Origin of the sequence: Nakamurella endophytica (assembly GCF_014646215.1) — a bacterium.
Classification (GTDB): Bacteria; Actinomycetota; Actinomycetes; order Mycobacteriales; family Nakamurellaceae; genus Nakamurella; species Nakamurella endophytica.
Window position 1 is genome coordinate 64,109 of the sequence record NZ_BMNA01000013.1, and the last position, 25,169, is coordinate 89,277.

Annotated in this window: 22 protein-coding genes; 9 read left to right on the top strand and 13 right to left on the bottom strand. The window is 74.6% G+C overall.

Annotation, left to right across the window (positions count from 1 at the left end; all coding sequences use genetic code 11):
* Nucleotides 1-5: 5 nt before the first annotated feature.
* From IEY37_RS19000 to IEY37_RS19030, 7 genes are all read right to left on the bottom strand, one after another.
* Nucleotides 6-1,409 (bottom strand): dihydrolipoamide acetyltransferase family protein, encoded by a 1,404-nt coding sequence (locus IEY37_RS19000; RefSeq protein ID WP_188944456.1) that lies wholly within the window; start codon nt 1,407-1,409, stop codon nt 6-8.
* Entirely contained in the window at nt 1,406-2,062 is a 657-nt protein-coding gene (locus tag IEY37_RS19005) for a beta/alpha barrel domain-containing protein (protein WP_188944458.1), read from the bottom strand. Before IEY37_RS19005 ends, IEY37_RS19000 begins: the two co-directional genes overlap by 4 nt.
* Before the next feature lie 5 nt (nt 2,063-2,067).
* Complete coding sequence (locus tag IEY37_RS19010) at nt 2,068-3,684, bottom strand: sugar ABC transporter ATP-binding protein (protein WP_188944460.1); 1,617 nt, start codon at nt 3,682-3,684, stop codon at nt 2,068-2,070.
* 41 nt (nt 3,685-3,725) lie between these two features.
* Complete coding sequence (locus IEY37_RS19015; protein WP_229674645.1) at nt 3,726-4,874, bottom strand: substrate-binding domain-containing protein; 1,149 nt, start codon at nt 4,872-4,874, stop codon at nt 3,726-3,728.
* 162 nt (nt 4,875-5,036) lie between these two features.
* Complete coding sequence (locus IEY37_RS19020) at nt 5,037-6,143, bottom strand: ABC transporter permease (protein ID WP_188944462.1); 1,107 nt, start codon at nt 6,141-6,143, stop codon at nt 5,037-5,039.
* Complete coding sequence (gene xylB / locus IEY37_RS19025) at nt 6,118-7,587, bottom strand: xylulokinase (RefSeq protein WP_188944464.1); 1,470 nt, start codon at nt 7,585-7,587, stop codon at nt 6,118-6,120. Before xylB ends, IEY37_RS19020 begins: the two co-directional genes overlap by 26 nt.
* Nucleotides 7,584-8,228 carry an SIS domain-containing protein gene (locus tag IEY37_RS19030; RefSeq protein WP_188944466.1) on the bottom strand — a complete coding sequence of 215 codons (645 nt, stop codon included), beginning with the start codon at nt 8,226-8,228 and terminating at the stop codon, nt 7,584-7,586. Before IEY37_RS19030 ends, xylB begins: the two co-directional genes overlap by 4 nt.
* A gap of 102 nt (nt 8,229-8,330) precedes the next feature.
* Between IEY37_RS19030 and IEY37_RS19035 the strand changes: the two genes are divergently transcribed.
* From IEY37_RS19035 to IEY37_RS19050, 4 genes are all read left to right on the top strand, one after another.
* Nucleotides 8,331-9,272, top strand: a complete 942-nt coding sequence (locus IEY37_RS19035; protein WP_188944468.1) for a sugar-binding transcriptional regulator — start codon at nt 8,331-8,333, stop codon at nt 9,270-9,272.
* A 21-nt stretch (nt 9,273-9,293) separates the two neighbouring features.
* Nucleotides 9,294-9,764, top strand: coding sequence for a DUF1579 domain-containing protein (locus IEY37_RS19040; RefSeq protein WP_188944470.1), 471 nt, complete (start codon nt 9,294-9,296; stop codon nt 9,762-9,764).
* A 1-nt stretch (nt 9,765) separates the two neighbouring features.
* Nucleotides 9,766-10,503: a copper homeostasis protein CutC gene (locus IEY37_RS19045; protein ID WP_188944472.1), complete on the top strand. Its 738-nt coding sequence runs from the start codon at nt 9,766-9,768 to the stop codon at nt 10,501-10,503.
* A 99-nt stretch (nt 10,504-10,602) separates the two neighbouring features.
* Nucleotides 10,603-11,820: an enolase C-terminal domain-like protein gene (locus IEY37_RS19050; RefSeq protein WP_229674652.1), complete on the top strand. Its 1,218-nt coding sequence runs from the start codon at nt 10,603-10,605 to the stop codon at nt 11,818-11,820.
* A gap of 99 nt (nt 11,821-11,919) precedes the next feature.
* Here the strand turns inward: IEY37_RS19050 and IEY37_RS19055 are convergent, their stop codons facing one another.
* The 6 genes from IEY37_RS19055 to IEY37_RS19080 form a co-directional block, all read right to left on the bottom strand.
* A complete protein-coding gene (locus IEY37_RS19055; protein ID WP_188944476.1) occupies nt 11,920-14,478 on the bottom strand; it encodes a sensor histidine kinase in 2,559 nt (852 codons plus the stop codon).
* Nucleotides 14,475-15,077, bottom strand: a complete 603-nt coding sequence (gene kdpC, locus IEY37_RS19060) for a potassium-transporting ATPase subunit KdpC (protein ID WP_188944509.1) — start codon at nt 15,075-15,077, stop codon at nt 14,475-14,477. Before kdpC ends, IEY37_RS19055 begins: the two co-directional genes overlap by 4 nt.
* Nucleotides 15,078-15,174: 97 nt before the next feature.
* Entirely contained in the window at nt 15,175-17,262 is a 2,088-nt protein-coding gene (gene kdpB, locus IEY37_RS19065; RefSeq protein ID WP_188944478.1) for a potassium-transporting ATPase subunit KdpB, read from the bottom strand.
* The gene (gene kdpA / locus IEY37_RS19070) at nt 17,259-18,923 is read right to left on the bottom strand and encodes a potassium-transporting ATPase subunit KdpA (protein WP_188944480.1); all 1,665 of its coding nucleotides are present in this window, start codon (nt 18,921-18,923) and stop codon (nt 17,259-17,261) included. The genes kdpB and kdpA overlap by 4 nt, the downstream gene beginning before the upstream one ends.
* Nucleotides 18,920-19,015, bottom strand: coding sequence for a K(+)-transporting ATPase subunit F (gene kdpF / locus IEY37_RS19075; protein WP_194510800.1), 96 nt, complete (start codon nt 19,013-19,015; stop codon nt 18,920-18,922). The genes kdpA and kdpF overlap by 4 nt, the downstream gene beginning before the upstream one ends.
* Before the next feature lie 243 nt (nt 19,016-19,258).
* Nucleotides 19,259-19,981 (bottom strand): FadR/GntR family transcriptional regulator, encoded by a 723-nt coding sequence (locus tag IEY37_RS19080; RefSeq protein ID WP_229674647.1) that lies wholly within the window; start codon nt 19,979-19,981, stop codon nt 19,259-19,261.
* Nucleotides 19,982-20,102: 121 nt separating this feature from the next.
* On the opposite strand from IEY37_RS19080, the gene IEY37_RS19085 reads away from it, so the two are divergent.
* The 5 genes from IEY37_RS19085 to IEY37_RS19105 all read left to right on the top strand — a co-directional run bounded on the left by IEY37_RS19085 (nt 20,103) and on the right by IEY37_RS19105 (nt 25,158).
* Nucleotides 20,103-21,686 (top strand): MFS transporter, encoded by a 1,584-nt coding sequence (locus IEY37_RS19085; protein WP_188944482.1) that lies wholly within the window; start codon nt 20,103-20,105, stop codon nt 21,684-21,686.
* The gene (locus tag IEY37_RS19090; RefSeq protein WP_229674648.1) at nt 21,683-22,618 is read left to right on the top strand and encodes a dihydrodipicolinate synthase family protein; all 936 of its coding nucleotides are present in this window, start codon (nt 21,683-21,685) and stop codon (nt 22,616-22,618) included. Before IEY37_RS19085 ends, IEY37_RS19090 begins: the two co-directional genes overlap by 4 nt.
* On the top strand, nt 22,615-23,763 hold the full coding sequence (locus tag IEY37_RS19095) for an ROK family protein (protein WP_188944484.1): 1,149 nt from the start codon (nt 22,615-22,617) through the stop codon (nt 23,761-23,763). The genes IEY37_RS19090 and IEY37_RS19095 overlap by 4 nt, the downstream gene beginning before the upstream one ends.
* On the top strand, nt 23,760-24,458 hold the full coding sequence (locus tag IEY37_RS19100; protein ID WP_188944486.1) for an N-acetylmannosamine-6-phosphate 2-epimerase: 699 nt from the start codon (nt 23,760-23,762) through the stop codon (nt 24,456-24,458). The genes IEY37_RS19095 and IEY37_RS19100 overlap by 4 nt, the downstream gene beginning before the upstream one ends.
* 91 nt (nt 24,459-24,549) lie before the next feature.
* Complete coding sequence (locus IEY37_RS19105) at nt 24,550-25,158, top strand: hypothetical protein (RefSeq protein WP_188944488.1); 609 nt, start codon at nt 24,550-24,552, stop codon at nt 25,156-25,158.
* Nucleotides 25,159-25,169: the final 11 nt, after the last annotated feature.

Below are 25,169 nucleotides of genomic sequence, written 5' to 3' on the forward strand. Positions count from 1 at the left end.
GACTCCTAACGGGCGAGGGTGGTCTCGGGCGCCGCGAGGGCGAGGCACAGGTCGGCCAGGAAGGCGGCCGCCGGGGCACCGTCGACCGCCCGGTGGTCGACGGTCAGCGAGAGGTGCACCGCGGGTGCGATCTCGCCGGCGTCGCCGGGCGGTTCGCCCGGCACCGGGACCACCGCCGGGACGATGCCGCCGACGCCGAGGATGGCGACCTCCGGCGGGTTCAGCACGGGCGTGAAGAAGGTGACCGGGCCGGCGCCGAGACTGCTGACGGTGAACGTGGACCCGGTCAGGTCCGCGGCGGCGGACCGCCCGGCACGGGCGGCGGCCACCGCGTCGGCGCGGGCGGCGGTGAGACCGGCGAGCCGGTGCCGGTCGGCGTCGCGCAGGACGGTGACCAGCAGCCCGCGCTCGGTGGCCACCGCCAGCCCCAGGTGGACGGCGGGCCACCGGGTGAGGCCGGCCGGCGTCAGGTGCGCGTTCAGCGCGGGGTGGTCGGCCAGGGTCCGCACGCAGGCCAGCGCCACCAGGTCGGTGACGGTGACGCGGTCCAACCTGGCCCTGGTGCCGCCGGCCCGCAGCACCGCGCGCAGCCGCTGCAGCGGCCGGGCGTCGGCGACGGCCATCAGGGTGAACTGCGCCGAGTCCCGCAGCGACGCGGTCATCCGGTCGGCGACCACCCGGCGGATGCCGGTGAGCGGCACCGGCGCCGGCGGATCGGCCGGCGGCACGTCCGGGACGGACACCGTGGGCACCGGGGACGGGGTCGTCACCGTGGGCGGCGCGGGCGGAACGGCCGGGAGGGACGGTGCGGTCGCGGCCGCCCGCGGCGGCGGCTGTCGCTGATCACCGGCGGACTCCGGGGCGGGCGCGGACCCGGCACCGGACGGCCAGCGCCCGGCCGCGTCCAGGACGTCCTGCACGAGCACCCGGCCGCGCGGTCCGGTACCGGCGACAGCGCCCAGGTCGATGCCGCGCCGGGCGGCGATGACCCGGGCCCGGGGGCTGGCGGGCACGGGTCCACGGGGCAGGCGCCGGGACGGTGCCCCGGCACCGGCACCGGCACCGTCCTGAGCTTCGAGACCGGGGTGGGCGACGGCGGTCCCGGCACCCGTCGCGACACCGTCCGGGACGGTTCGCGCCGTCCTCCCGGGATCGGCCGCGCCGCCGGCTCCCACCGGCTCGACGAGCACCACCGGGGTGTGCACGGGGAGTTCCTCGCCGGGCCCGTGCAGCACCGACACCACCGTGCCGGCCGCCGTCGACTCGACCTCGTAGACCGCCTTGGCCGTCTCGATCGAGAACAGCCGCTGGCCCGCCGTCACCGCGTCGCCCACCGCGACGTACACCTCGGCCAGCACGCAGTCGCCGTCGTCGTTGCCCTGCACCGGGACTCCGACCTCGACGGTCATCCGGCACCTCTCTCGTCCACCGTTCCGGTGCCGGGCGTGCACCGCCGGCGCAGCTCCTGCACCCGGGTGGCCAGGTCGCCGGTGAACAGGGACCGGCCGCTGACCACGCGGGTGGCCCCGGCGGCGACCACGGCCGCGGCCTCCGCGGGCCCGACGCCGCCGTCCACCCCGATCTCGGTCCAGCCGGCGGCGCGGGCGCCGGCGACCCGCCCGACGGTCGCCGGGTCGAAGCGGGCGGTGCGCGAGCCCGGCGGGATGGCGACCAGCAGGAGGCCGTCCGCGTCCGGCGCGGGGAGCGGTCGGTCCGGTCCCACCGCCGTCCACAGCGCGACGCCTCGGTCGCGTGCGGCTGCGGTCAGCGGGCCGGATCCGGTGTGCACCAGGAGCGTGTCCGGCCCGGCGTCCAGCAGGGCTTCGACAAGGGCGGCGGGGGCGACACCCATGACGTGCACCTCCACCGGCCCGAGCCGGCACAGCTCGGGCAGCAGCCCCGGGTCGATCCCGGTGCCGCGCCCGTCCGCGGCGTCGATCACGTCCACGTGCAGCCGCAGGGACAGGGCGGCGGCCCGGGCCGCGGTCTCCAGCAGCGCCCGGGGTGACGGGTCAGGGGCGGCCAGCAGGCTGACGGCGAGGGCCGCGCCCGGCGTCGTCACCCGGGTCACGTGCCGGCGGGAGTCGCCGCAGCGGCCGGCAACGCCAGCCGCCGCAGCGATCGGACGTCCAGGTCCGCCGGATGGTGGGCGTGGCCGTCGGTCCCGCCCTCGGTGAAGATCACGATCCGGTCGGCGGACCCGAGCACCTCCTCCTCCTCGGAGGAGACGACGAGCACGCCGATGCCCTGCTCGTGCGCCATGGTGCGGATGAGGTGGTGGATCTCGGCCTTGGCGGCGATGTCGACGCCCTTGGTGGGCTCGTCGAGCACCAGCAGCTGCGGGCGGCACATCAACGCCCGGGCGATCATCACCTTCTGCTGGTTGCCCCCGGACAGCGATGCGACCGGGAGCGTGACGTCGCCCCGGACCCCGACCGAGCGGAGCACCTCTCCCGCTCCGCCGGCCAGCGCCCGCCGGGAGAGCACGCCGCCGCGGGTGAACCGCTGCAGCACCGACACCGACGCGTTGATGCGGGAGTCGAGCTGCGGCAGGATGCCCTCGCGCTTGCGGTCCTCGCTGACCGCCGCGATGCCCGCACGCACCGCGTCGGCGGGACCGCGTGGGCGGAAGTGCCGGCCGTGCAGTTCCAGCCGGCCCGCCCGAACCGGATCCACCCCGAGCAGGGCCCGGACGAACTCAGTCCGGCCGGCCCCGACCAGCCCGTACAGGCCCGTCACCGCTCCGGCCGGGACGTCGAGGGTGACCGGTCCGCAGAAGTCGGTGGTGAGCTGCCGTGCCGACAGCACGGGCGCCTCCCCGGCGCTGCTGACCGCGACCCCACCTGCGGCGCCCCCGGCGGCGGGCCGTCCTTCCTTGGCGAGCTCCACCGGTGCGGCCGTTCTCGCGCTGGACGCGGCGGGGGCGTCGTCGACCTCCCGCCCGACGATGGCCGTCACCACGTCGTCCCGGGAGACCTCCGCGACAGGCGCCGACAGCACCACCCGGCCGTCGGCCAGGGCGACGACGCGGTCGGCCACCGCGAAGACCTCGTCCAGCTTGTGGTCGACGATCGCCACCCCGACGCCGCCGGCGGCGATACGCCGGACCGTGCGCAGCAGGTGGTCGATCTGCTCCGCCTCCAGCGCGGTGGTGGGCTCGTCGAGCAGCAGGAACCGCGCACCGCGGTCGAGACCGGCAGCCACCTCGAGCATCTGCTGGTGCGCCACCGGCAGGTCGCCGGCGATGGTCAGCGGTCCCGCCGGGATGCCGAACTCCTCGCACAGTTCCGCCGCCCGCCGGCGCATCTGCCGGCGGGCGAGCTGGCCACGCTGCACGGTCTCGCGGCCGAGGAAGATGTTCTCGGTGACGGTCAGCGCCCCGATGATCCGCAGCTCCTGGTAGACGGTCACGATGCCCGCGCCGAGCGCGGCCGTCGGGCTGCCGAGAGTGGTCGGCATGCCGTCGATCTCGACGGTGCCGACATCGGGCTGGTGCGCGCCGGCGAGCACCCGCAACAGCGTCGACTTGCCGGCGCCGTTGTGCCCGACCAACCCGAGCACCTCACCGCGGGCGAGGGACACCGTGACGTCGGCCAGTGCCGCCTGGCCGCCGAAGAACTTCGACACGCCGCGGACGCCGATGCCCGCTGTGCCGGTCGCCGCCGCAGATCCGGCTGACGTCACGGTGCCTCCCCTCCCCTGGTCCTACCCGTCCCGCTCGACCGTCAGCCGACCTCGCCCTGGCCCGGCGTCTGACCGGCGGTGAAGACCTTGAGCGGCTGCAGGATCTCCACCGGCACGCCCTTGCCGCCGATGTAGGTCTTGGCCTGCTCGACCACGATCCGGGCGTAGTCGGCCGGTTCCTGCGCGGCACAGGCCTTGTAGGCGCCCTCCAGCTTGGTGTCCGCGGCGCAGAAGCCGTAGATGGCGACCTTGTCCGCCTTGTTCAGCGCCTTGACGGCCTGGATGGCCCCAACGGCGCCAGGGCCGGTGTCGGCGAACACGACGTTCATCGACGGGTTGCCCTGCAGCATCTCGGTGGTCACCTGCAGCGCGATGTTCGGGTCGACCTTGCTGTTGACCGTCGGGCCCACCTTGGCGTTGGCGTTGGACTTGATCGCGTCCGTGAAGCCCTGGTCGCGCTGGTTCGTCGGGATCTGGTCCGGGTCGCCCACGATGCCGGCGAACACCGTGGCGTCGGCACCCATGTCCTTGAGCAGCTGCTCGCCCATGACCTTGCCGCCCTCGACCTGGTCCGCGCCGACGTACTGGACGATCGTGGCGTTCTGGGCCTGCAGCTCCTTCGAGTCCACGATCACGTTGACGGTGAAGACCGGGATGCCGGCCGCGTTCAACGCCTTGACGCTGGAGACGCCCGGCGCCGAGTTCACCGCGTTGAGCGCCACCGCGCAGACCTTCTGCGAGATGAACGACTGCACCTGCGACAGCTGGTTGGAGTCGCTGTCGTTGGCGATGGCCACCTTCACGTCGAAGCCGGACGAGGCGCCGTTGTCCTCGAAGCTCTTGCGCATGGCGACGTAGTACGGGTTCACCGTGTTCGGCAGGGCGACGCCGAGCACCGGCTTGTCGGTCTTGCAGGACGCCGGCAGGTTGGCCGGAGCCGGGCCGACGGACCCGCTGCCGGCCGAGCCGCTGGCTCCGCCCGACGACGCGGAACCGCTGCCGGAGGAGCCGGCGGCCGAGGAGCCGGCCGCCGCGGTGTCCGTCGCGCTGCCGGCCGCGCTGGACGACGACGACGAGGACGAGGACGAGGACGACGAGGCGTTGTCCGTCGCCGGGTTCGAGCAGGCCACCGTGACGGCGGCCAGGCACGCCAGGGCGGCGGCGGCGCCGGCCTTGCGGTGTGGGGACACGTGACTCTCCTTGAGACGGTTCTCGGGCGGTGCGGGAGCGTTGCGGGTGGTGCGACGGACGGGTGGTGCGGGGGTGCGGGTGCCGGGGACGGGACGGTGGTGCGGGCGCTGCGGGTACCGGGTCGGCGCCCCGGCCGGGCGGCCCCGCCCGCCCGGCCGGGGTCAGTGCGGTGTGGTGGCGGGTGGGTGCACCCCGGTGCCGGCGGCCGGGCCCGGCTCCGATCGGGACGGTGGCGCGGCGTCGGGCGGCGCACCGGAGCCGGTGCCGGTCGACGGCGCGGTCGGACCGGCACCGACCCGGGCGGCCCGCCGCACACCGCGGGTCACCGAGCGGCGGTAGGTGTCGACGGCGACGCCGACCAGGATGATCAACCCGATGACCAGGGACTGCCAGTAGCTGCTCACGTTCAGCACGTTCAGGCCGTTGCTGACGGTCGCGATCAGCACCGCGCCGATCATCGCCCCCCAGACGGACCCGATCCCGCCGAACAGGCTGACGCCGCCGACCACCGCCGCGGCGATGGAGAAGAACAGCTCGTTGGCCAGGCCGGTCGCCGGGAAGCCCACCATGAGACGCGATGTCGAGATGACGCCACCCATACCGGCGCAGGCGCCGCTGATCCCGTAGACCAGCAGGGTGGTCCGGCCGACCGCCACGCCGGCCAGGCGGGCCGCCGCACGGTTCCCACCGAGCGCGTAGATCCACAGCCCCTGCCGGGTACGGCGCAGGAACAGCGACGCGACGACGACGGCGATGACGAGGAGCACCACCGGCACGGGAATGCCGGCGATGTAGCCCTGGCCGATGAACGAGTACTCGGGGTCCACGACCGTCACGGAGTTCGCCCCGGTGATGATCAACGGGATCGACGAGGCGACGCCCATCGTGCCGAAGGTGGCGATGAACGGCGGGATGTTCAGAAAGTGGATCAGCGAGCCGTTCACCACGCCCAGGGCGGCGCCGGTCAGCACCGCGACGATCGCCGCGAGCCACCACGGCATGCCGCCGCGCATGTACAGCGCCACGAGCACGCCGGACATGGCGATGTTCGCGCCGGTCGACAGGTCGATGCCGCCGGTCAGCAGGACGAAGGTCTGCCCCAGCGCCAGGAACGCGATCACCGCGCCGTTCAGCAGCAGGATCAGGGCGTTGTCGATCGAGCGGAAGGCCGGCGACAGGAACGCCAGCACCGCCACCACCACGACCAGGACACCGAAGATCCCGAGTTCGTCGGGGACGGTCCTACGCCGCACGGGTCGCGTCGCCATCGAGGTCCTCCCTTCCACTGAGCGTCCGATACCGGTCCACCAGCGCCGTGCGGTCGACGCCGCTGGGTCGTGCCACCACCTCGGTCGGCGGTCGCCAGCGCGCCACCGTGTCCGCCACGTCGCGGCCGGCGGCCACCGCGGCCGCCTGCACGCAGGCGCCCCGCGCGGACGACTCGCGGACGTCGGCCACGTGCACCTCGGCCGCGAACAGGTCGGCCACCACCTGCCGGTAGGCGGACGATCGGGCGCCGCCTCCGGTGAGGATCAGCCGGCCGGAACGGCGGACACCGAGCTCGGCCATCCGGCCGTAGCCCATCAGCAGGCCCAGCACGGCGCCCTCGACGGCCGCCCGCGCGATGTGCCCGCGGTCGGTGTCCGTCCGGAGCCCGTGCAGCAGGCCCGTGGCGTGCGGCCGGTTCGGCGTCCGCTCGCCGTCCAGGTAGGTGACGAAGGTCAGCCCGGAATCCCCGGCCGGCGCGGCCATCGCCAGGTCCGACAGCTCGGCGACGGTGACACCCAGCCACCGGGCGGCGGTGTCGGTCACCTTGGCCGCGTTCAGCGTGCAGATCAGCGGGAGGAAGCCGCCCGCCGCGTCGGCGGTGCCGGAGACCCAACCGGTCTCGTCCGCCACCGGCTCCGTGGACGGCGCGAACACCACTCCGGACGTACCGATGGACACCACGACGTCGCCGGGCTGCGCACCGAGACCGAGTGCGCCGGCGTGCTGATCGCCCGCGCCCGGGCCGATCAGCACGTCCGGACGCAGCCCGAGCCGGGCGGCGACGTCCGCCCGGAGCGTGCCCGCCGCCTCCGCCGGGGCCAGCACCTGCGGCAGTTTGGGGAGCCAGTCGTCGGGCGCGACGGCGTCGAGGAAGTCCGGCAGCCAGACGTTGCCGACCGGGTCGAAGTACCCGGTGCCGGAGGCGTCGGAGCGGTCGGTCACCGCCCGGCCGCCGAGCCGGAACGTCAGGTACTCGTGCGGCACCAGCAGGTGCCGGGCGCGGCGCAGCACCTCGGGCTGGTGCTCCTGCGTCCAGGCCACCTTGGAGATGGTGAACGCGCTCGTCGGCACGGTGCCGCAGCAGCGGGCGAAGCGCTCGGCGCCGATGCGCTCCACGAGGGCGGCGGCCTGGTCCGAGGACGTGGTGTCGTTCCACAGCTTCGCCGTGCGCAGCGGGTCGCCGGCGTCGTCGAGCAGCACCAGCCCGTGGCACTGCGCGTCCACGGACACGGCCCGGACCCCGGCCCGGTCCACCCCGGCCAGCGCGGCGTCCGCGGCCACCAGGAAGGCCTCCCACCAGGCGCGCGGATCCTGCTCGCTCACCGGCGGTGTCGTGGCCGGGTGCGGCGCACTGCCCGCACCGAGCAGGGTCCCGTCGTCGGCGTCCCGGACCTCGACCTTGCAGGACTGGGTGCTCGAGTCGACGCCGATCACCGACGTCACGGCGCGGGCTCCGCGGCGGGCACCGGCAGCGGCTCGAGATCGGCCGGTGGGGTGGCGATCTGGCCGACGGCGCCGGAGGGATGGGTGAACAGCACGTCCGACCAGCGGTATCCGCGGGCCCGCATCAGCACCAGGGCCAGCGCGTCGCTCCAGGCCGACACCGCGACGGTGCTGCCCATGGCAACCACCTCGCCCGGATCCGCCCCGGCCGGCACGTCGACGTCGACGACCACGTGGGCGGCCTGGGCGAAGTGCGACTGCGGGGTCGCGGTGACGGCGACGACCGAGGCGCCGCGGGCGAGGGCCCGGTCGACCAGGTCGTTGACCTCGCGGGACCCGCCGCCCTTGGACAGCGCGATCAGCACGTCGCCGGCCACCAGGGCGCCCAGGCTGCCGTGCAGGGCGTCCGCCGGGTGGAGGTAGAACGCCGGCGTCCCGCACACGCTGAGCAGGTGGGCCATCCGGCGGGCCACCGCACCGGACGTCCCCGATCCGGAGGTCACCACCCGGCCGGTGCACCCGAGGATCAGCCGCACGCAGGCGTCGAACTCCGGGCCGACCTTGTCGGCGATGGCCGCGACGGCCTTGGCATCGGCGTCCAGCACCGCTCGGGCGGCCTGTTGCAACGGCGAGTCGGTCAACGTCCAGCCTTCTCATCTGAGCGCACCACCACTCCGAGGTGCGGTGGGGCGACCGTAGGACCGGTCGTGGACATCTGTCAACCAACATGCTCAAATGAGCGCATGCCGGCCGAGCGCCCCGTCCAACACCTGACGTGGGCCCTCATCGCCCGCCGCTTCTACCTGGACCAACGGACCAAGGTGGAGATCGCCAAGGAGTTCGGGATGTCCCGGTTCCAGGTGGCGCGGATCCTGCAGCAGTGCCTGAGCACCGGCCTGGTGACGATCCACATCGACGCCCACCCGTACCTGGACGTCGAGCTGTCCGAACGGCTCCGCGCCGCGTACGGGCTGCAGCAGGCGGTCGTCATCCGGCCGCAGACCGAGGACCACGACGGGCTGCTGCACGCTCTCGGCGCGACGGCCGCCGACCTGCTCGGCGAGTCGGTGCAGTCCGGGGACGTGATCGGGGTGACGTGGGGCCGCACCCTCGACGCGATGGCGCCCGCACTGCCGCACCTGCCCCGGTGCGACGTCGTGCAGATGACGGGCGTCGTCGGGATGGCCGCCAACTCGGTGGAGCTGGTCAAGCAGATCGCCGCGGTGTCCGGCGGCGCGGCATACCCGATCTACGCACCGCTCGTCGTGAGCACCGCGGCCGCCGCCCGGTCGCTGCGCCAGCAGCCGATGGTGGCGGCGGCGATGGACCACTGGGGAGCGGTCACCCGGGCCGCGGTCGCCGTGGGCAGCTGGTCCCCGGCGGCGAGCCAGTTCAAGGAGCTGCTGACGCCGGCCGAGCAGCGCGAGCTGGTGCGGACGGGGGTGGTCGCCGAGATCGGGTCGACGATGATCGACGACCGGGGTGCCGTGGTCGCCTCGGCGGTCGGCGACCGCTGCATCTCGATGACCACCGAGCAGATCCGGGCGATACCGTCGGTCGTGGCGGTGGCCGGCGGGGAGGCCAAGCGCCGGGCCATCCGGGCCGTGCTGCGCAGCGGCATGCTCACCGGGCTGGTCACCGACGGCGCGGTCGCCCGGTGGGTCCTGCAGCACCAGGACGACTGACCGGCAGGAGGGAGCGCAGCGGTGGAGCTGCCCGAGGCGTTGCGGCCGCTCGCCGCCCTGGTGGGGACCCTCAGCGGGCCGGAGCAGGTGCATGCGACACCGTGGGCGCCGGCCGGCACGGCCTGGGCGCGGGTGTCCGGCAGCTGGCAGGTGGACGGACGGGTGCTGGTCCAGGAGCAGCTGCAGGAACGTGACGGCAGCCCGGCCTTCCGCGCGGTGAACGTCTTCTCGCTCGACCCGGCGACCGGCGAGGTGCTGCTGTACGCGTTCGACAGCCTCGGGTACCCGCCCGATCCGCCGGCTCGCGGCCGGTGGGCCGACGGGAGCCTGGTGCTCGAGCGGGCAACGGCCCGGGGAGCCAGCCGGACCAGCTACCGACCGACGGCATCGGGCTACCGGTGGGCGAAAGTGTTCCGCTCGGGGCCGGGCGCGCCCTGGGCGCCGTTCCTGGACGGGGAGATGTCCCGCGACGACGGCACAGCGGGCGGCTGACGTGCCGGGCCGTCCCGACACCTCCCGCCGGACACCGGTCGTCGAGGTGTGCGTCGACTCGGTGGCCGGCGCGGAACTGGCCGCGGCCGCCGGCGCCGACCGCATCGAGCTCTGCGCCGCGCTGGAGACCGGTGGCCTGACGCCGTCCGCCGGCCTGATCGCCTGCTGCGTCGACCTGCTGCCGACCTCGGTGCTGGTCCGGCCGCGGACCGGCGACTTCGCCTACGGCGCCGGTGAGCTGCGGGTGGCCGTCGAGGACGTCGCCCGGGCGGCCGGCGCCGGCGCGGCCGCCGTGGTGGTCGGCGCGCTGACCTCGGACGCGGCCGTCGACCGGGACGCGCTGGACCGGCTGGTGGCCGCGGCCGGCGGCGTCCCCGTCGGGTTCTCGCGCGCCTTCGACTCCACGGCGGCGCCGCTCGCGTCGTTCGACGTCCTGCTCGAGGCCGGTGTCGCCCGGCTGCTGACCTCCGGGGCGGCGCCGGTCGCCGCCGAGGGCACCGACCTGCTCGCGGAGCTGGTCCGCCGCGCCGGCAGCCGGGTGGAGGTCATCGCGGCCGGCGGGCTCACCCCGGGGACCGTGGCCCGGGTGGTGGCGGCGACGGCCGTTCCGGCCGTGCACTTCTCGGCCACCCGCCCCGGTGCGCCGGTGGCCGGCACCGGGATGCCGCAGCTCCCGCCGCTGCGGGTCCCGGACCGGGGCCTGCTGGCCGAGCTCGTGGCGGCCGCGCGGTCCGGCTGAGCCGGTCCGCACCGAGGTCGGGCACGCGCCGCCCGCCGCACCGGCCGCTGGCTACCATCGCCCGATGCCCGACAGCGCAGCGGTGCAGCACCGGTGAGCATGGACTTCCCCGTCGGCGACCTGCTCGCGCCGCCGTGGCCGGACGACGGCCCGCGGATCACCGGGGTCCGCGCCGTGGTGACGGCACCCGAGGGCGTCAACCTGGTGGTGGTGCGCGTGGACACCGACGTCGACGGGCTGTACGGGCTGGGCTGCGCGACGTTCGCCTACCGCTCCGCCGCGGTCGCCCTGGTCGTCGAGGAGTACCTGGCGCCCCGGCTCGTCGGCCGGTCGGCGGGGCACGTCACCGACACCTTCCACACCCTGCGGCACGGTCCCTACTGGCGGGACGGGCCGATCGGCAACAACGCGCTGTCCGGCGTGGACATGGCCCTGTGGGACCTCAAGGGCAAGGTCGCCGGGTTACCGGTGTGGTCGCTGCTGGGCGGCCGCTGCCGCGAGGTGCTGCCCGCCTACACCACCGTCTACGCCCCGACGGTGCCCGCCATGGCCGAGGCCCTGGCGCCCCGGGTCGCCGCGGGCGACACCCGGTTCCGTCCGCTGGTCACCGCCGGCGAACCGCCGGGGCGGCGGCTGCCCGACCCCGCCGGGACGGTCGACGCCGCGGTGGATCTGGTGACCCGGCTCGCGGCGGAGCTGCCCGGCCCGGCCCGGTTCGTCGTCGACGTGCACGGCCAGCTGCCCTACCCGGCGGTCGCCGGCCTCGCCGCCCGCCTGGAGCCGTTGCCGCTGCTCTACCTCGAGGACCCGGTCGCCGTCGAGGATCTCGGCTGGCTGCCGGTGCTGCGCGGGCGCACCTCGCTGCCGATCGCGATCGGTGAGGTCTTCACGTCGGTGAACGAGTACCTGCCGCTGCTCGCCGGTCGGTCGATGGACTACGTCCGGTGCCACGTCTCGGCGATCGGCGGCATCACCCCGGCGCTCCGCCTCGCCGCCACGGCGGAGCTGTTCGGCGTCCGGACCGCCTGGCACGGGCCGCTGGACCTGTCACCGGTGGGGCACGCCGCCAACGTGGCGCTCGGGACGGCCGCACCCAACTTCGGCGTCCACGAACACCACGAGCCGGCCTCCGTCACCCGCGAGATGTTCCCGGGCGCACCGGTGCTGGAGGCCGGCGCGGTCCGCCCGTCCGCGGATCCGGGGCTGGGCGTGGACTTCGACGAGGCGCTGGCCCGGCGCTTCCCGCCGGTCGCCGCGGACCGGCTGTTCGGGCTGGAGGGCCTGCGACGCGCGGACGGCGCGGCGCAGCGTCCCTAGGAGCGTCGACGCCCGTCCGGTGGCGGACTGCCGGGGGCCGAGCCGGCGAGGGACCGGCCGGGGATGTCGAGACACTGGTCCGTGTCCAGCGTCTCGACGTCATACCTCGACGGCCGGCACCGGGGCCGGTGACGGTCGGGTGGCGGCCACCGGCACGGTGACCATCACGGTCAGCCCGCCACCGGGTGTGTCCTCGACCTCGAGGACCGCGTCGACCGCGTCGGCCAGACCACGGGCCACCGCCAGCCCCAGACCGAGCCCGGTGCCGGCGGGCACGTCACCGAGCCGTTGGAACGGGGTGAACAGGGCGGGCCGGTCCTTCTCGGGCACGCCCGGCCCGTGGTCGACGACGCGGATCTGCACGCCGCCGCCGCGCCCGTCCTGCACCCGCCCGGCGCACAGCCGCACCGGCCGCCCGGCGGGCGTGTGCCGGACCGCGTTGGAGACGATGTTGGCCAGCACCCGTTCCAGCAGGCCGGCGTCGGTGTCCAGCAGCGGCAGGTCGTCGGGGATGTCGTCCCGGATACTCCCGGCCGGCACGCCGACCAGCGCGCCGTGCACCACCTCGTCCACCGACACCGGCCGCCGGATCGGCGTCAGCACCCCGGTGTGCAGGCGGGACAGGTCGAGCAGGTTGGTCAGCACGGCGTCGAGCTGGTCGGCGGCGTCGGCGGCGGACCCGAGCAGCACCCGCCGGTCCTCGCCCGACAGGCCGCCCGCGCCCGGGACACGGCCGGCGGGCGCCGCCGCGGTGCGCAGGCCGGCGAGGGCGGCCTTGATGGTGGCCAGCGGGGTGCGCAGGTCGTGGGACAGTGCGGCGAGCACCGCGGTCCGGACGGCGTCGGCCTGGCGGAGCCGATGCGCCTCCCCCGCCTGCCGAGCCAGGTCCCGGCGGTCCACCGCGACGGCGGCCTGGACGGCGAAGACGTCGACCAGTGCCTGGTCCGCCGCCGGCAGCGGCCGCCCGTGCAGCGCCAGCTCGTGGAACCGGCCCGCCGGCACGACCAGGTCCGGTGGCCCCGCGGGATCCGGACCGGAGACCTGGACCGGCCGGCCGGTGTCGACCTCGCGCAGCGTCACGGAGCCCATGCCGAACCCGACGCGGGCGCGGTCGAGCACCGCCAGCACCGCGTCGTCCGCGGTCACGGTGTCCGTCACCACCGCGGCGAGCAGCTGGGCCTCGGCCCGGCCGCGTGCGGCGGCCCGGGCGCGCAGCGCCGAACGGTCCACGATGCTGGCGACCGTGGCGCCGACCGCGACGAACACGGCCAGCGCGAAGACGTTCTCGGGTGCGGCGATGGTCAGCGAGCCGATCGGCGGCGTGTACAGCAGGTTGGCCAGCACCCCGGCGACCAGCGCGCCGACCGTCGCCGGGACCGCGCCGCCGATCAGGCCGTTGGCCAGCACGCCGACCAGGAAGACGAGCAGCACCGACGACAGGCCGAGCCCGCTGCGGAACGGCAGCAGCGCCGCGGCCAGGACGACGGGCACCAGCAGGGCGGCCGCCCAGACCAGCACCGTGCGCGGTCGCGGCGCGAGATCCCGGCGCAGCGACCGGCCGCGACGCCGGGCGCCGGCCGCGGGGTGCGTCACCACGTGGACGTCGACGTCCCCGGAGTCCCGGACGATGGCGGTCAGCGTGCTCGGGCGGACCAGCTGCGCGATCCGGCCGTGGGTCGAGGCGCCCACCACGATCTGCGTCCCGTCGACACTGCGGGCGAAGTCCAGGACCGCCGCGGCGATGTCGTCGCCCACCACGAGCTGCAGGCTGCCGCCCAGCTTCTCGACGAGCAGCCGCTGCTTCTCCAGCTCGGCGGGATCCGCTGCCCGAGCGGCACCGTCGGCGCGGACGACGTGCACCGCGATCAGCGTCCGACCGGCCACCCGGCCGGCGATGCGGGCGCCGCGGCGCAGCAGCATCGCCCCCTCGGGGCCGCCGGTCAGCGCGACGACGATCCGCTCCCGGGCGGCCCAGGTGCCGGTGATCCCGCGCTCGCTGCGGTAGCGCTCCAGGCCCTCCTCGACCCGGTCGGCCAACCACAGCAGGGCCAGTTCCCGCAGGGCGGTCAGATTGCCCTCGCGGAAGTAGTTGCCCAGGGCGGTGTCGATCCGCTCGGCGGGATAGATGTGGCCGTGCGCCATCCGCCGGCGCAACGCCTGCGGGCTCATGTCGACCAGCTCGATCGCGTCCGCGGACCGGACCACCGAGTCGGGGACGGTCTCGCGCTGCCGCACCCCGGTGATGGCCGCCACCACGTCGTTGAGCGACTCCAGGTGCTGGACGTTCACCGTGGTGATCACGTCGATGCCGGCGTCCAGCAGCGCGTGCACGTCCTGCCAGCGCTTCTCCCGGGCCGACCCGGGAGCGTTGCTGTGCGCCAGTTCGTCGACGAGCACGACCTCCGGTCGGCGCTCGAGCACCGCGTCGACGTCCAGCTCGGCGAGCTCGACACCGCGGTGCCGGACGACCAGCCGCGGCAGCACGGACAGGTCCGCCACGGCGGCGGCGGTGTGGGCCCGGCCGTGGTCCTCGACGATCCCCACGACGACGTCCGTGCCGCGGGATCGGCGGCGGAGGCCCTCGGACAGCATGGCGACGGTCTTGCCGACGCCCGGCGCCGCCCCGAGGTACACCCGCAGCCGTCCCCGCGCGGTCATCGGCCCAGACCCGCGAGCGCCAGGTTGAGCTCGAGGACGTTCACCCGGTCCTGTCCCAGGAAACCCAGCGCCGGGTGCTCGACGTGCGCCTGCACCAGCTGCCGGACCCGGTCGACCGGCAGGCCGCGGGCCTGCGCCACCCGAAGCACCTGGATCCGGGCGTACTCCGGCGAGATGTCCGGGTCCAGACCCGATCCGGACGCCGTCACCGCGTCGTCCGGGACCGCCGACCCGGGGACCCCGTCCCGCCGGGCGATCTCGGCGCGCCGCTGCTCGACGGTGGTGACGAGCTCGGGACTGTCGGCCGCCAGGTTCGAGCCGCCGGAGGCCATCGCGTCGTACCCGTCGCCCGCCGCCGAGGGCCGCCCCACGAACCACTGCGGGCCCTCGAACCGCTGGCCGAGGAGCGCGGACCCGACCGTCCGGCCCGAGGCGTCGGTCAGCAGGGACCCGTCGGCCTGCCGGTGGGCGACCAGCTGCCCGATGCCCAGCACCGCCAGCGGGTAGAGCACGCCGAGCACGACGGTCATCGCCACCAGGAACCTGGCGGCGATCCACAGCTGCCGGCCGGTGACCGCGAGGGTGGCGCCGGCGGACATGCGTCTTCCACCGACGGAGGTGCCGTCGCCCGGGGACCTGCGGTCGGTGCTGGTGTCGGTGCCGGTGTCGGTGGTGTCGATGTCGTGGACGGTCATGTCAGGCCACTCCGGGGATGAGGCTCACGACGAGGTCGATGAGCTTGATGCCGACGAACGGCACGACCAGTCCGCCGATGCCGTAGAGGAGGAGGTTGCGGCTGAGCAGCTTCGAGGCCGACGTCGGGCGGTAGCGGACCCCGCGGATGGCCAGCGGGATCAGCGCGATGATCACCAGCGCGTTGAAGACGACGGCCGAGATGATCGCCGACTGCGGTGAGCCGAGTTTCATGATGTTCAGTGCCGCGAGCCCGGGGTAGGCCACCTGGAACATGGCCGGCAGGATCGCGAAGTACTTGGCGACGTCGTTGGCGATCGAGAAGGTGGTCAACGCGCCACGGGTGATCAGCAGCTGCTTGCCGATCTCGACGATCTCGATCAGCTTCGTCGGCGACGAGTCCAGGTCCACCATGTTGCCCGCCTCCTTGGCGGCGGTGGTGCCGGTGTTCATCGCCACCCCGACGTCGGCCTGCGCCAGCGCCGGCGCGTCGTTGGTGCCGTCGCCGGTCATCGCGACGATGCGGCCGCCCTCCTGCTGCGTGCGGATGTAGGCCAGCTTGTCCTCCGGCGTCGCCTCGGCCAGGAAGTCGTCGACGCCGGCCTCCCTGGCGATGGACCTGGCGGTGGGCACCGAGTCGCCGGTGATCATCACCGTCCGGATGCCCATGGCCCGGAGCTCCGAGAAGCGTTCCGCGATGCCCGGTTTGACGACGTCCTTGAGGTGGAGGACGCCGAGCACCCGGGCACCGTCCCGATCGGTGCGGGCGAGCAGCAGCGCGGTGCCGCCGTCGGCGGCGATGGCGTCGGCGTCGTGGGTGCTCTGCCCGGGCACCGTGCCGCCGTGTTCGGCGACCCACTGGGCGACGGCCGTCACGGCGCCCTTGCGCACCTGCACACCGTCCGGCAGGTCGACGCCGCTCATCCGGGTGCGGGCCGAGAACTCCACGGTCCGGCCGGCGGTCGGCACGGCCGGGTCCAGCCCGTACCGGGACGCGCAGAGCTCGACGACCGAACGGCCCTCGGGTGTCTCGTCGGCAAGGCTGGCCGCGAGCACAGCCTCGGCGAGCGCGCCCTCGTCCACGCCGGGGGCGGCGAGGAACCGGTCGGCGCGGCGATTGCCGAAGGTGATGGTGCCGGTCTTGTCCAGCAGCAGCGTCGAGACGTCACCCGCGGCCTCCACCGCCCGGCCGCTCATCGCGAGCACGTTGCGCTGCACCAACCGGTCCATCCCGGCCACGCCGATCGCCGACACCAGCGCACCGATGGTGGTCGGGATCAGGCAGACCAGCAGCGCGACCAGCACGACGACGGACTGCGGTGCCCGGGAGAACGACGCCATCGGCTGCAGCGCCATGGTGACCAGCAGGAAGACGATGGTCAGCGACGCCAGCAGGATGTTCAGCGCGATCTCGTTCGGCGTCTTCTGCCGCTGCGATCCCTCGACGAGGGCGATCATCCGGTCGACGAACGAGTTCCCCGGTTCGCTGCGGATCTCGACCACGATGCGGTCGGACAGCACCCGGGTGCCCCCGGTCACCGAGGACCGGTCACCGCCGGACTCCCGGACCACCGGGGCGGACTCGCCGGTGATGGCGGATTCGTCGACCGCCGCGACCCCCTCGACGACCTCGCCGTCGCCGGGGATGACGTCGCCGGCCTCGCACACGACCCGGTCGCCCCGGTGCAGATCACCGGCGGCGACGCTGCTCTCGCGGCCGTCCCGGTCGATGCGCCGGGCCGTGGTGGTGGCGCGCCCGGCCCGCAGCGACGCCGCCTGGGCCTTGCCGCGGCCCTCGGCGACTGCGTCAGCCAGGTTGGCGAACAGCACCGTCAACGAGAGCCAGATCGTCACGGACAGCACGAAACCCGAGTACTGGGTGACGCACAGCACGGTGCACAGCACCGACCCGACCTCGACCACGAACATCACCGGGTTGCGGACCATCCGTCGCGGGTCGAGCGCCCGGAGCGCGGTGGGCAGCGCGGTCAGCAGGCTGCCCGGCGAGAACACGCCGGCACCGATCCGGCCGGGCGGTCGGGGTGGCTGCTGCTCCGCGGTGGGGCGGTCGGCCAGCACGGACGCGGTCATGCGGACAGTCCTTCTGCGATCGGGCCCAGCGCGAGCGCGGGCAGGTAGGTGAGCCCGGCGACCAGGATCACGACGGCGACGAGCAGCACGACGAACTGCGGCCGGTGGGTGGGCAGCGTGCCGGAGTCCGCGGGGCGGACGGGCTGCCGCGCCAGGCTGCCGGCCAGGCCCAGCACCAGCACGATCGGCAGCAGGCGCCCGACGAGCATGGCGAAGCCCAGGACGACGTTGTAGAAGTCACTGTTCGCCGACAGGCCGGCGAAGGCGGAGCCGTTGTTGTTGGCAGCGGACGCGAAGGCGTACGTGATCTCGGACAGCGCGTGCGGGCCGCCGTTGAGCACCGCCCCCCGCGCCGAGGGCACCAGCAGCGCCACGCCGAGGCCGAGCAGCACCACCGCCGGGGTGGCGAGCAGGTAGGACGCCACGAACGTCATCTGCCGGCCCCCGATCTGCTTGCCCAGGTAGGTCGGGGTGCGCCCGACCATGAGCCCGCCGATGAAGACCGTGACAACGGCCAGGACGAGCATCCCGTACAGGCCGGAACCGGTTCCGCCCGGCGAGATCTCGCCGAGCAGCATGTTCAGCATCGCCACTCCGCCGCCGAGGCCGGTGTAGGAGGAGTGCAGGGAGTCGACCGCGCCGGTGGAGGTGGCGGTGGTGCTGACGGCGAAGAGGGCGGACAGGGGGATGCCGAAGCGGGTCTCCTTGCCCTCCATGGCGCCGCCGGCGGCCTGCAGCGCGGCACCGGGGTGGGCGTTCTCCACCACGAGCATCGTGGCCAGGGCGCCGACGTACAGCACCGCCATCGCGGCGACGATCGCCAGCCCCTGCCTGGCCGATCCCACCATCCGGCCGAAGGTGCGCGGCAGCGAGAACGGGATCGCCAGCATCAGGAAAATCTCAAACAGGTTCGTGAAGCCGTCGGGGTTCTCGAACGGGTGCGCGGAGTTGGCGTTGTAGTACCCGCCGCCGTTGGTGCCGAGCTCCTTGACCGCTTCCTGGGAGGCGACCAGCCCACCGGGGACGGTCTGCCGGCCGCCGGCCAGCGTGGTGAAGGTCTGCGGGGCGTGCAGGTTCTGGACGACCCCGGACACGACGAGCACGAGCGCGGCGAGGAACGACAGCGGCAGCACCAGGCGCAGCGTCAGCCGGGTCATGTCGACCCAGAAGTTGCCCAGCCGGTCGGTCCGGCTGCGGGTGAGCCCGCGGATCAGGGCCGCCACCACGGCGATGCCGACCGCCGCCGACAGGAAGTTCTGCACGGTCAACCCGATCGCCTGCACCGTGTACCCGAGCGCAGATTCACCCGCGTAGGACTGCCAGTTGGTGTTGGTCACGAAACTGACGGCGGTGTTCCAGCCCTGCGCCGCCGGCATGTCGGGCGTGCCGTTGGCCCACCCGAGGTGCCCCTGGAACGAGAGCAGCAACCACAGCACGACGACGGACACCGCCGAGAACGCGGCCACGGACAGGGCGTAGACGGTCCACCGCTGGTCCGCCTCGGGGTCCACCCGCAGCACCCGGTACAGCCCGCGCTCGACCCGGCTGTGGCGGGTGGGCGTCAGGACGCGTGCCACGTGGTCCCCGAGTGGCACGTGCACCAGTGCCAGGACCAGCACCAGGGTGGCGATCTGGGCCGCGGCGACCCATCCGCCGCTCATCGGAACCACTCCGGCCGGATCAGCGCCACCACCAGGTAGCCCAGCACCAACACGCCGACAACGGCGGCGACCACGGTCATCCCACGCTCCACGACTGCGACTGGAAGTACCAACGGTCGCGAACCTAGGAGCGTCGCGGGCCCTCCTCCGGCGTCCTTGACGGCTTCTTGACGCCGCCCGCGCGCATCTTCACGACTTCTTGACGGCGGGGGTGACCTGGCTCACCGCGAGCGCTGGACGGCATGCACCGCGAGCCGGCCGCGGTGACGCCGGGACGGACCCGTGCCGGCCGGCATCCGGGAGGCGCACTCCCGCGCCGCGACCGGCGGCGCGGCTCAGGCCCCGCGGTCCGCCATGGCGGCGTCCAGCCGGCGCCGGATGTCGACGAAGTGGTTGCGCATGGCGTCCGCGGCGGCCGCCGACTCGCCACCGACCAGGGCGTCGACGATCGCCCGGTGCCGCTGCGCCGTGGTCGAGGCCTCGTTCGGTGCCGGGTCGGAGAGCTGGTGGTGCGCGACGTGGTAGGCGTCCCAGAACACATCGACCAGCTCGCCGACGAGCGGGTTGCGCAGCCGCGCGTACAGCGCGCGGTGGAAGCGCCGGTCCAGGGCGGCCCGCGGTTCGTCGCCGCCGCTCTGGTCGGCCATGGCGTCGCACAGCGCGTGCAGCTCCTCCACCTGGTCGGCCGGCAGCCGACCGGCCAGGTCCGGCATCATCGCGACCTCGAGCCGCTCACGGACCTCGACCAGGTTCGCCAGCCCGGCCAGGTCGTCGGGACCGCCCGCCACGGCCCGGAAGACCAGGGACGGCGCGAGCGACCGCAGCGACGGTTCGGCGACGAACGTGCCGTGGCCGTGCCGGACGTCCAGGATCCCGAAGGCGCGCAGCTCGCGGATCGACTCGCGCAGGGTGTTGCGGGCGATACCGAGGTCGGCCATGAGCTCCAGCTCGGTCGGGATGGCGTCCCCGGCCTTGAGGCCGCGCTGCCGGATCAGGTCGAGGATCCGCTCCGCGCTCGTCCCGGGACCCCGCCGGTCGACGACTCGCTCCGACGCCACGTCGTGTCCCCCTGCCACCCGGTTGGTCGTATCCGGCGCTCACTCTACGGTCTACAGTCATCCGACGTTAGACATTGGACGTTGGATGTCTGTCGAGCCCCTCCGAGCAGAGAGCAGACCGATGACCGTGGGCACCGTCGCCAGGCCGTGGTACCGGGAGATCTCCCCGGCGCAGTGGAAATCGTTCGTCGCCTCGTGGCTCGGCTACCTGCTGGACGGCTTCGACTTCGTCCTGATCACCCTGGTGCTCGCCGAGATCGGCGCGGAGTTCCACCTGAGCACCGTGCAGAGCGCCAGCCTGGTGTCCGCGGCCTTCATCAGCCGGTGGTTCGGCGGCCTGGTGATCGGCGCCCTCGGTGACCGGTACGGCCGGAAGACCGCGATGGTCACCAGCATCCTGCTGTTCTCGGTGGGCAGCGCGGTGTGCGCCGTGGCACCGGCGTACTGGGTGCTGTTCGTCGCACGCCTGGTCGTCGGCCTCGGCATGGCCGGCGAGTACGGGGCGAGTTCCACCTACGTCATCGAGTCCTGGCCGGTGCGGTTGCGGAACAAGGCCAGTGGCTTCCTGATCTCCGGCTACTCGATCGGGACGATCATCGCCGCGCAGGCGTACCGCTTCGTGGTGCCGCACTTCGGTTGGCGCGCACTGTTCGTCATCGGGCTGGTGCCGATCGCCGTGGCGATCTGGCTGCGGCGCAGCCTGCCCGAGTCCCACGACTGGACGGCCGCCACCGCGGACGGCCGGGAGCGGCCGCGCTCGATGGTGCAGGTGCTGTTCACCGGCCGGCTCGCCGCGCTGAACGTCGTCAGCGCCGCGGCGGCCTTCGCGGCGCTGATCCTGATCTTCACCAAGCTGGTGGGCTCGGGCTGGGCGGTGACCGGCCTGGCCGTGCTGCTCGCCGCGGTGTTCGTCTCGTACATGGTGCAGTTCACCGGGCGGCGGTGGCCGGTGGGTGTGATGGTCATGATCATCGTCTTCACCGCCTTCCTGTACTCCTGGCCGATCCAGTCGCTGTTGCCCACCTACCTCAAGACCGACCTGCACTACGACCCGGCCCAGGTCGGGAACACCCTGTTCTTCGTCGGTTTCGGCGCTGCGGTGGGCTGCTGGGTGGCCGGCTTCACCGGTGACCGGTTCGGCACCCGGCGGGCGTACTGGACGAGCCTGCTGATCTCGCAGCTGGTGATCTTCCCGGTGTTCCTGGTCGGCGGCCGGAACCTCTTGCTGCTGGGTGTGCTGCTGTTCCTGCAGCAGGTGTTCGGGCAGGGCATCTCCGGCCTGCTGCCCAAGTGGATCGGCGGCTACTTCGAGGTCGGCAAGCGGGCCGCGGGCCTGGGCTTCAGCTACAACGTCGGCGCGCTCGGCGGTGCGGTCGCGCCGATCCTCGGCGCCAGCCTGGCGTCCACCATGACGCTCGGCACGGCGCTGGCGGTGCTGTCGTTCAGCCTGACCTTCGTGGTGATGATCCTGATCGGCATCAACGCACCGGCGCTGGTGCAGCGGCTGCTGCACCCCGAGGCGCTCTGGCCCACCGACGCCACCGACGGCGCACCGCCCCGCCGCCGGGGCGTCGACCCGGCGGGCGCGGGCGCGCTCGCCGCCTCCGACCTGCAGGCACCCGGCAGCGCCGGCCGCACGGACCCGGCCGGCACCGGGACGGCACCGACCACCCTCCGCTCCGACGAGGCAAGGACCCGCTCGTGACCACCACCCCGCTGCCCGCGCCGCTGCGCGGCGTCGTCCCCCCGCTCGTCACGCCGCTCACCCCCGACCGCGAGGTCGACACCGACTCGCTGCGCGACCTGGTCGACCACCTGCTGCGTGGCGGCGTCGACGCGCTGTTCGTGCTCGGGTCCAGCGGCGAGGCCGCGCTGCTGCCGGATCGCCAGCGGGACACCGTGGTCGCCACCGTCGTCGACCACGCCGCCGGTCGGGTGCCGGTGCTGGCCGGCGCCATCGACATGTCGACCGCCCGCGTGGTCGACCACGTCCGGCGGGCGGCCGATCTCGGTGCCGACGCGGTCGTCGTCACGGCGCCCTTCTACACGCGGACCCACCCTGCCGAGATCGACGGCCACTTCCGGGCGGTGGCGGCCGCGTCCCCGGTCCCGGTGTTCGCCTACGACATCCCGGTCTCCGTCGGCACCAAGCTGCCGGCCGAGCTGGTGCTGCGGCTGGCCGAGGACGGTGTCCTCACCGGGGTCAAGGACTCCAGCGGCGACGACGCCGGTCTGCGCGGGCTGGTGCTGGGATCGCGGCACCTGCCGGCCTTCTCGGTGCTCACCGGGTCGGAACTGACGGTGGACGCGGCCCTGTCGTCCGGCGCCCACGGCGTGGTCCCCGGGCTGGGCAACGTCGACCCCGACGGGTACGTCCGGCTGGCCCAGGCCGCCGCGGACGGCAAGCCGGACGAGGCCCGTGCCGAGCAGGAGCGGCTCTACCGGTTGTTCGGCCTGGTGCAGGCCGGCCGGCCGGACCGGATGGGCCGCGGCTCGTCGGCGCTCGGTGCGTTCAAGGCGGCACTGCAGCTGCGCGGGGTGCTGGCCCACCGCACGACGGCGCTGCCGTACCTCCCGCTGGACGCCGACGAGGTCGCGGTCGTCCGCCGGTACCTGGAGGAGGCCGGCCTGCTGTGACGGTGATCGGCGTCGACATCGGCGGGACCAAGATCGACGCGGGCGTCTTCGCCGTCGACCGCGCCGCCGGCGGGCACCCTCGCTGGACCCTGCTCGACCGGGTCACCGCGCCCACCCCGCGGACCGGCGGCCCCGACGTGCTGTCCGGCGTCGCCGGTCTGGTCGACACGCTGCGGGACCGGCACGGCGACTGCCGGGCGGTCGGGGTCGGCGCCCCGGGCGTCGTCGACGGTGACGGCACGGTGCGGGTGGCCAGCGCGGTGCTGCCCGGCTGGGCCGGGACACCCGTGGGTCGGCGGCTGCGGTCCCGGCTGGGCGTCCCGGTCGTCGTCGACAACGACGTGCGAGCCATGGCCCGGGCCGAGGCGAGCATCGGCGCGGGCCGTACGGGTCGGGTGCTGCACCTGTCCGTCGGCACCGGCGTCGGTGGCGCGGTGAGCCAGGACGGCCGGGTGGACCGGGGGCCGCGAGGCACCGCGGGGGAGGTGGCCCACCTGACCGTCGCCGCCACCGGTCCGCTGCCGTGTGGCTGCGACGCCCGGGACCACCTCGAGTCGGTCCTGGCCGGTCCGGCGCTGGCCGCCGCCTGGCGGTCGCGGACCGGTCGCCCCGACGGTGACCTGTGGGCGGCGGCGGCCGGTGGCGTCGCCGGCGGGGTTCCGGACGCCGCCCTGGTGCGACAGGTGGCGCTCGAGGTGGTGGCCGCGGCCGGCACGCTCGCCGGCCGGGCGCTGGCCGGGCTGGTGTGCGCCGCGGACCTGGACCGGATCGTCGTCGCGGGCGGGGTGGCCCGGCTGGGCGAGGTCCTGCTGGGGCCGTTGCGGGACGGGCTGGCGGCCGCGGCCTGGCCGCGGGACCGCCGCACCGCCGTGGTCCCCGCGGCGCTGGGCGACCGTGCGGCGCTGGCCGGGGCCGCGCTGCTGGCCGCATCCGCGGTCCCCGAGCGGGACGGCGGCCCCGACCCGGCCTCCCGGACGGGCGGCAGCGTCGACGACCTCGCCGTCGAGATCGCCGTCGGGCTCGGTACCGGGAGCGACGGTGGCGGCGCGGACGCCGTCGCACCCGACCCGCCGGGTACCGCGGTGGAGACGGGCGCCGCCCGGACCCTCGGCGCCCGGGTGCTCCACGCGGGGACGGCGTCGTGACCGTGCTCGACCGGCTCGCCGGCGGTCTGGTGGTGTCGTGCCAGGCGCCGGCCGGGCACGCCCTGCGGGACGGCGCGGTGCTGGCCCGGCTCGCCCGGGCCGCCGTCGACGGTGGTGCGGTCGGGATCCGCTGCGGAGGCGTGGGCGGCGCGCCCGACGTCGCCGCGGTGCGCCGCGCGGTGCGGGTGCCCGTCATCGGCCTCACCAAGGACGGCGACGGCGACGTGTACATCACCCCGACGCTGCGGTCCGTGGCGGCGGTGGTGGACGCGGGGGCGGAGGTCGTCGCGGTGCAGGCGACCGGGCCGGCCGACGCCGCGCGCCCGGACGGCAGCACGCTGGCAGACCTCGTCGGCGCCGCACACCGCGCCGGCCGCGCGGTGATGGCGGACGTGTCGACGCTGGACGAGGCCGTCGCCGCCGCCGGGGCCGGCTGCGACGCGGTCGGCACCACGATGGCCGGCTACACCCGGTGGACCCGCGACCGGGTCCGCGGTCCGGACCTGGACCTGCTGACGGCCGTCCGGGCCGCGCTCCCGCAGGTCTTCCTCGTCGCCGAGGGGCGCTACCACACCCCGGACGACGTGCGGGCGGCGTTCGACCGGGGCGCCGACACGGTCGTCGTGGGCACGGCCATCACCGACGTCTCGTGGGTGACGGCCCGCTTCGCCGCCGCGGCCGCCGGTCGGGGCTGACCGCGCGGTCACCGCGTCACCTGCGCCGCCGGTCGCACGCGGAGCCGGCTGCGCGCTCGGCACCGCGGACCCGCCGCCCTAGCCTGCAGCGGTGACACCGGACGGGTTCAAGGACTTCTTCGTCGGCCTGGTCGGCGCCGACGGCGCGCTGATCGGGCTGCTGTTCGTGGCGGTGTCGCTGGCACCGCGACGGCTGCGCGACCCGGTGACGGCGCCGGTCGCCCAGGCGGAGGCCGCGTCGGCCCTGCTGATCTTCACGAACGTCCTGGTGATCGGCCTCTTCGCGTTGATGCCGGTGCCGGACATCGGCTGGGCGACGATCGTGCTCGGCGGCCTGGGGATCGCCTACGCCCTGGCCGTCGGGCGGGTGGCGCTCGCGCAGCGACGGGTGGCCCGGCCGGTCGCGCGGTCGCTGCGGCGGATCTCGATCGGCTGCCTGGTGCTGTGCGGATGGCAGGTGTGGGCCGGCATCGAGGTGGTCCGGGCCGCACCGGGCAGCCCGGCGGGGTTCGACGTCATCGCCATCACCTCGACGGTCGGCCTGGTGTTCGGCATCTCGCGGGCCTGGGAGCTGATCGGTCTGCCCGGCACCGGCTTCCTCCGCGCGCTGCACGTGCTGCGCCATCCCGAGCACGGTCTCGCCGGCCGCCACCCGGCGGCCGGCGAGACACCGGCGGAGAGCGACGATCCCGAGCGTTGACCGCCACCCGG

Coding starts and splice junctions, on each gene's coding strand:
- kdpC (WP_188944509.1), bottom strand. CDS start 15,077: ATGTCCGCCGGCGCCACCCTCGCGGTCACCGGCCGGCAGCTGTGGATC.
- IEY37_RS19085 (WP_188944482.1), top strand. CDS start 20,103: ATGACCGTGGGCACCGTCGCCAGGCCGTGGTACCGGGAGATCTCCCCG.
- IEY37_RS19055 (WP_188944476.1), bottom strand. CDS start 14,478: ATGACCGCGCGGGGACGGCTGCGGGTGTACCTCGGGGCGGCGCCGGGC.
- IEY37_RS19050 (WP_229674652.1), top strand. CDS start 10,603: ATGGACTTCCCCGTCGGCGACCTGCTCGCGCCGCCGTGGCCGGACGAC.
- IEY37_RS19020 (WP_188944462.1), bottom strand. CDS start 6,143: ATGGCGACGCGACCCGTGCGGCGTAGGACCGTCCCCGACGAACTCGGG.
- kdpA (WP_188944480.1), bottom strand. CDS start 18,923: ATGAGCGGCGGATGGGTCGCCGCGGCCCAGATCGCCACCCTGGTGCTG.
- IEY37_RS19035 (WP_188944468.1), top strand. CDS start 8,331: ATGCCGGCCGAGCGCCCCGTCCAACACCTGACGTGGGCCCTCATCGCC.
- kdpB (WP_188944478.1), bottom strand. CDS start 17,262: ATGACCGCGTCCGTGCTGGCCGACCGCCCCACCGCGGAGCAGCAGCCA.
- IEY37_RS19000 (WP_188944456.1), bottom strand. CDS start 1,409: ATGACCGTCGAGGTCGGAGTCCCGGTGCAGGGCAACGACGACGGCGAC.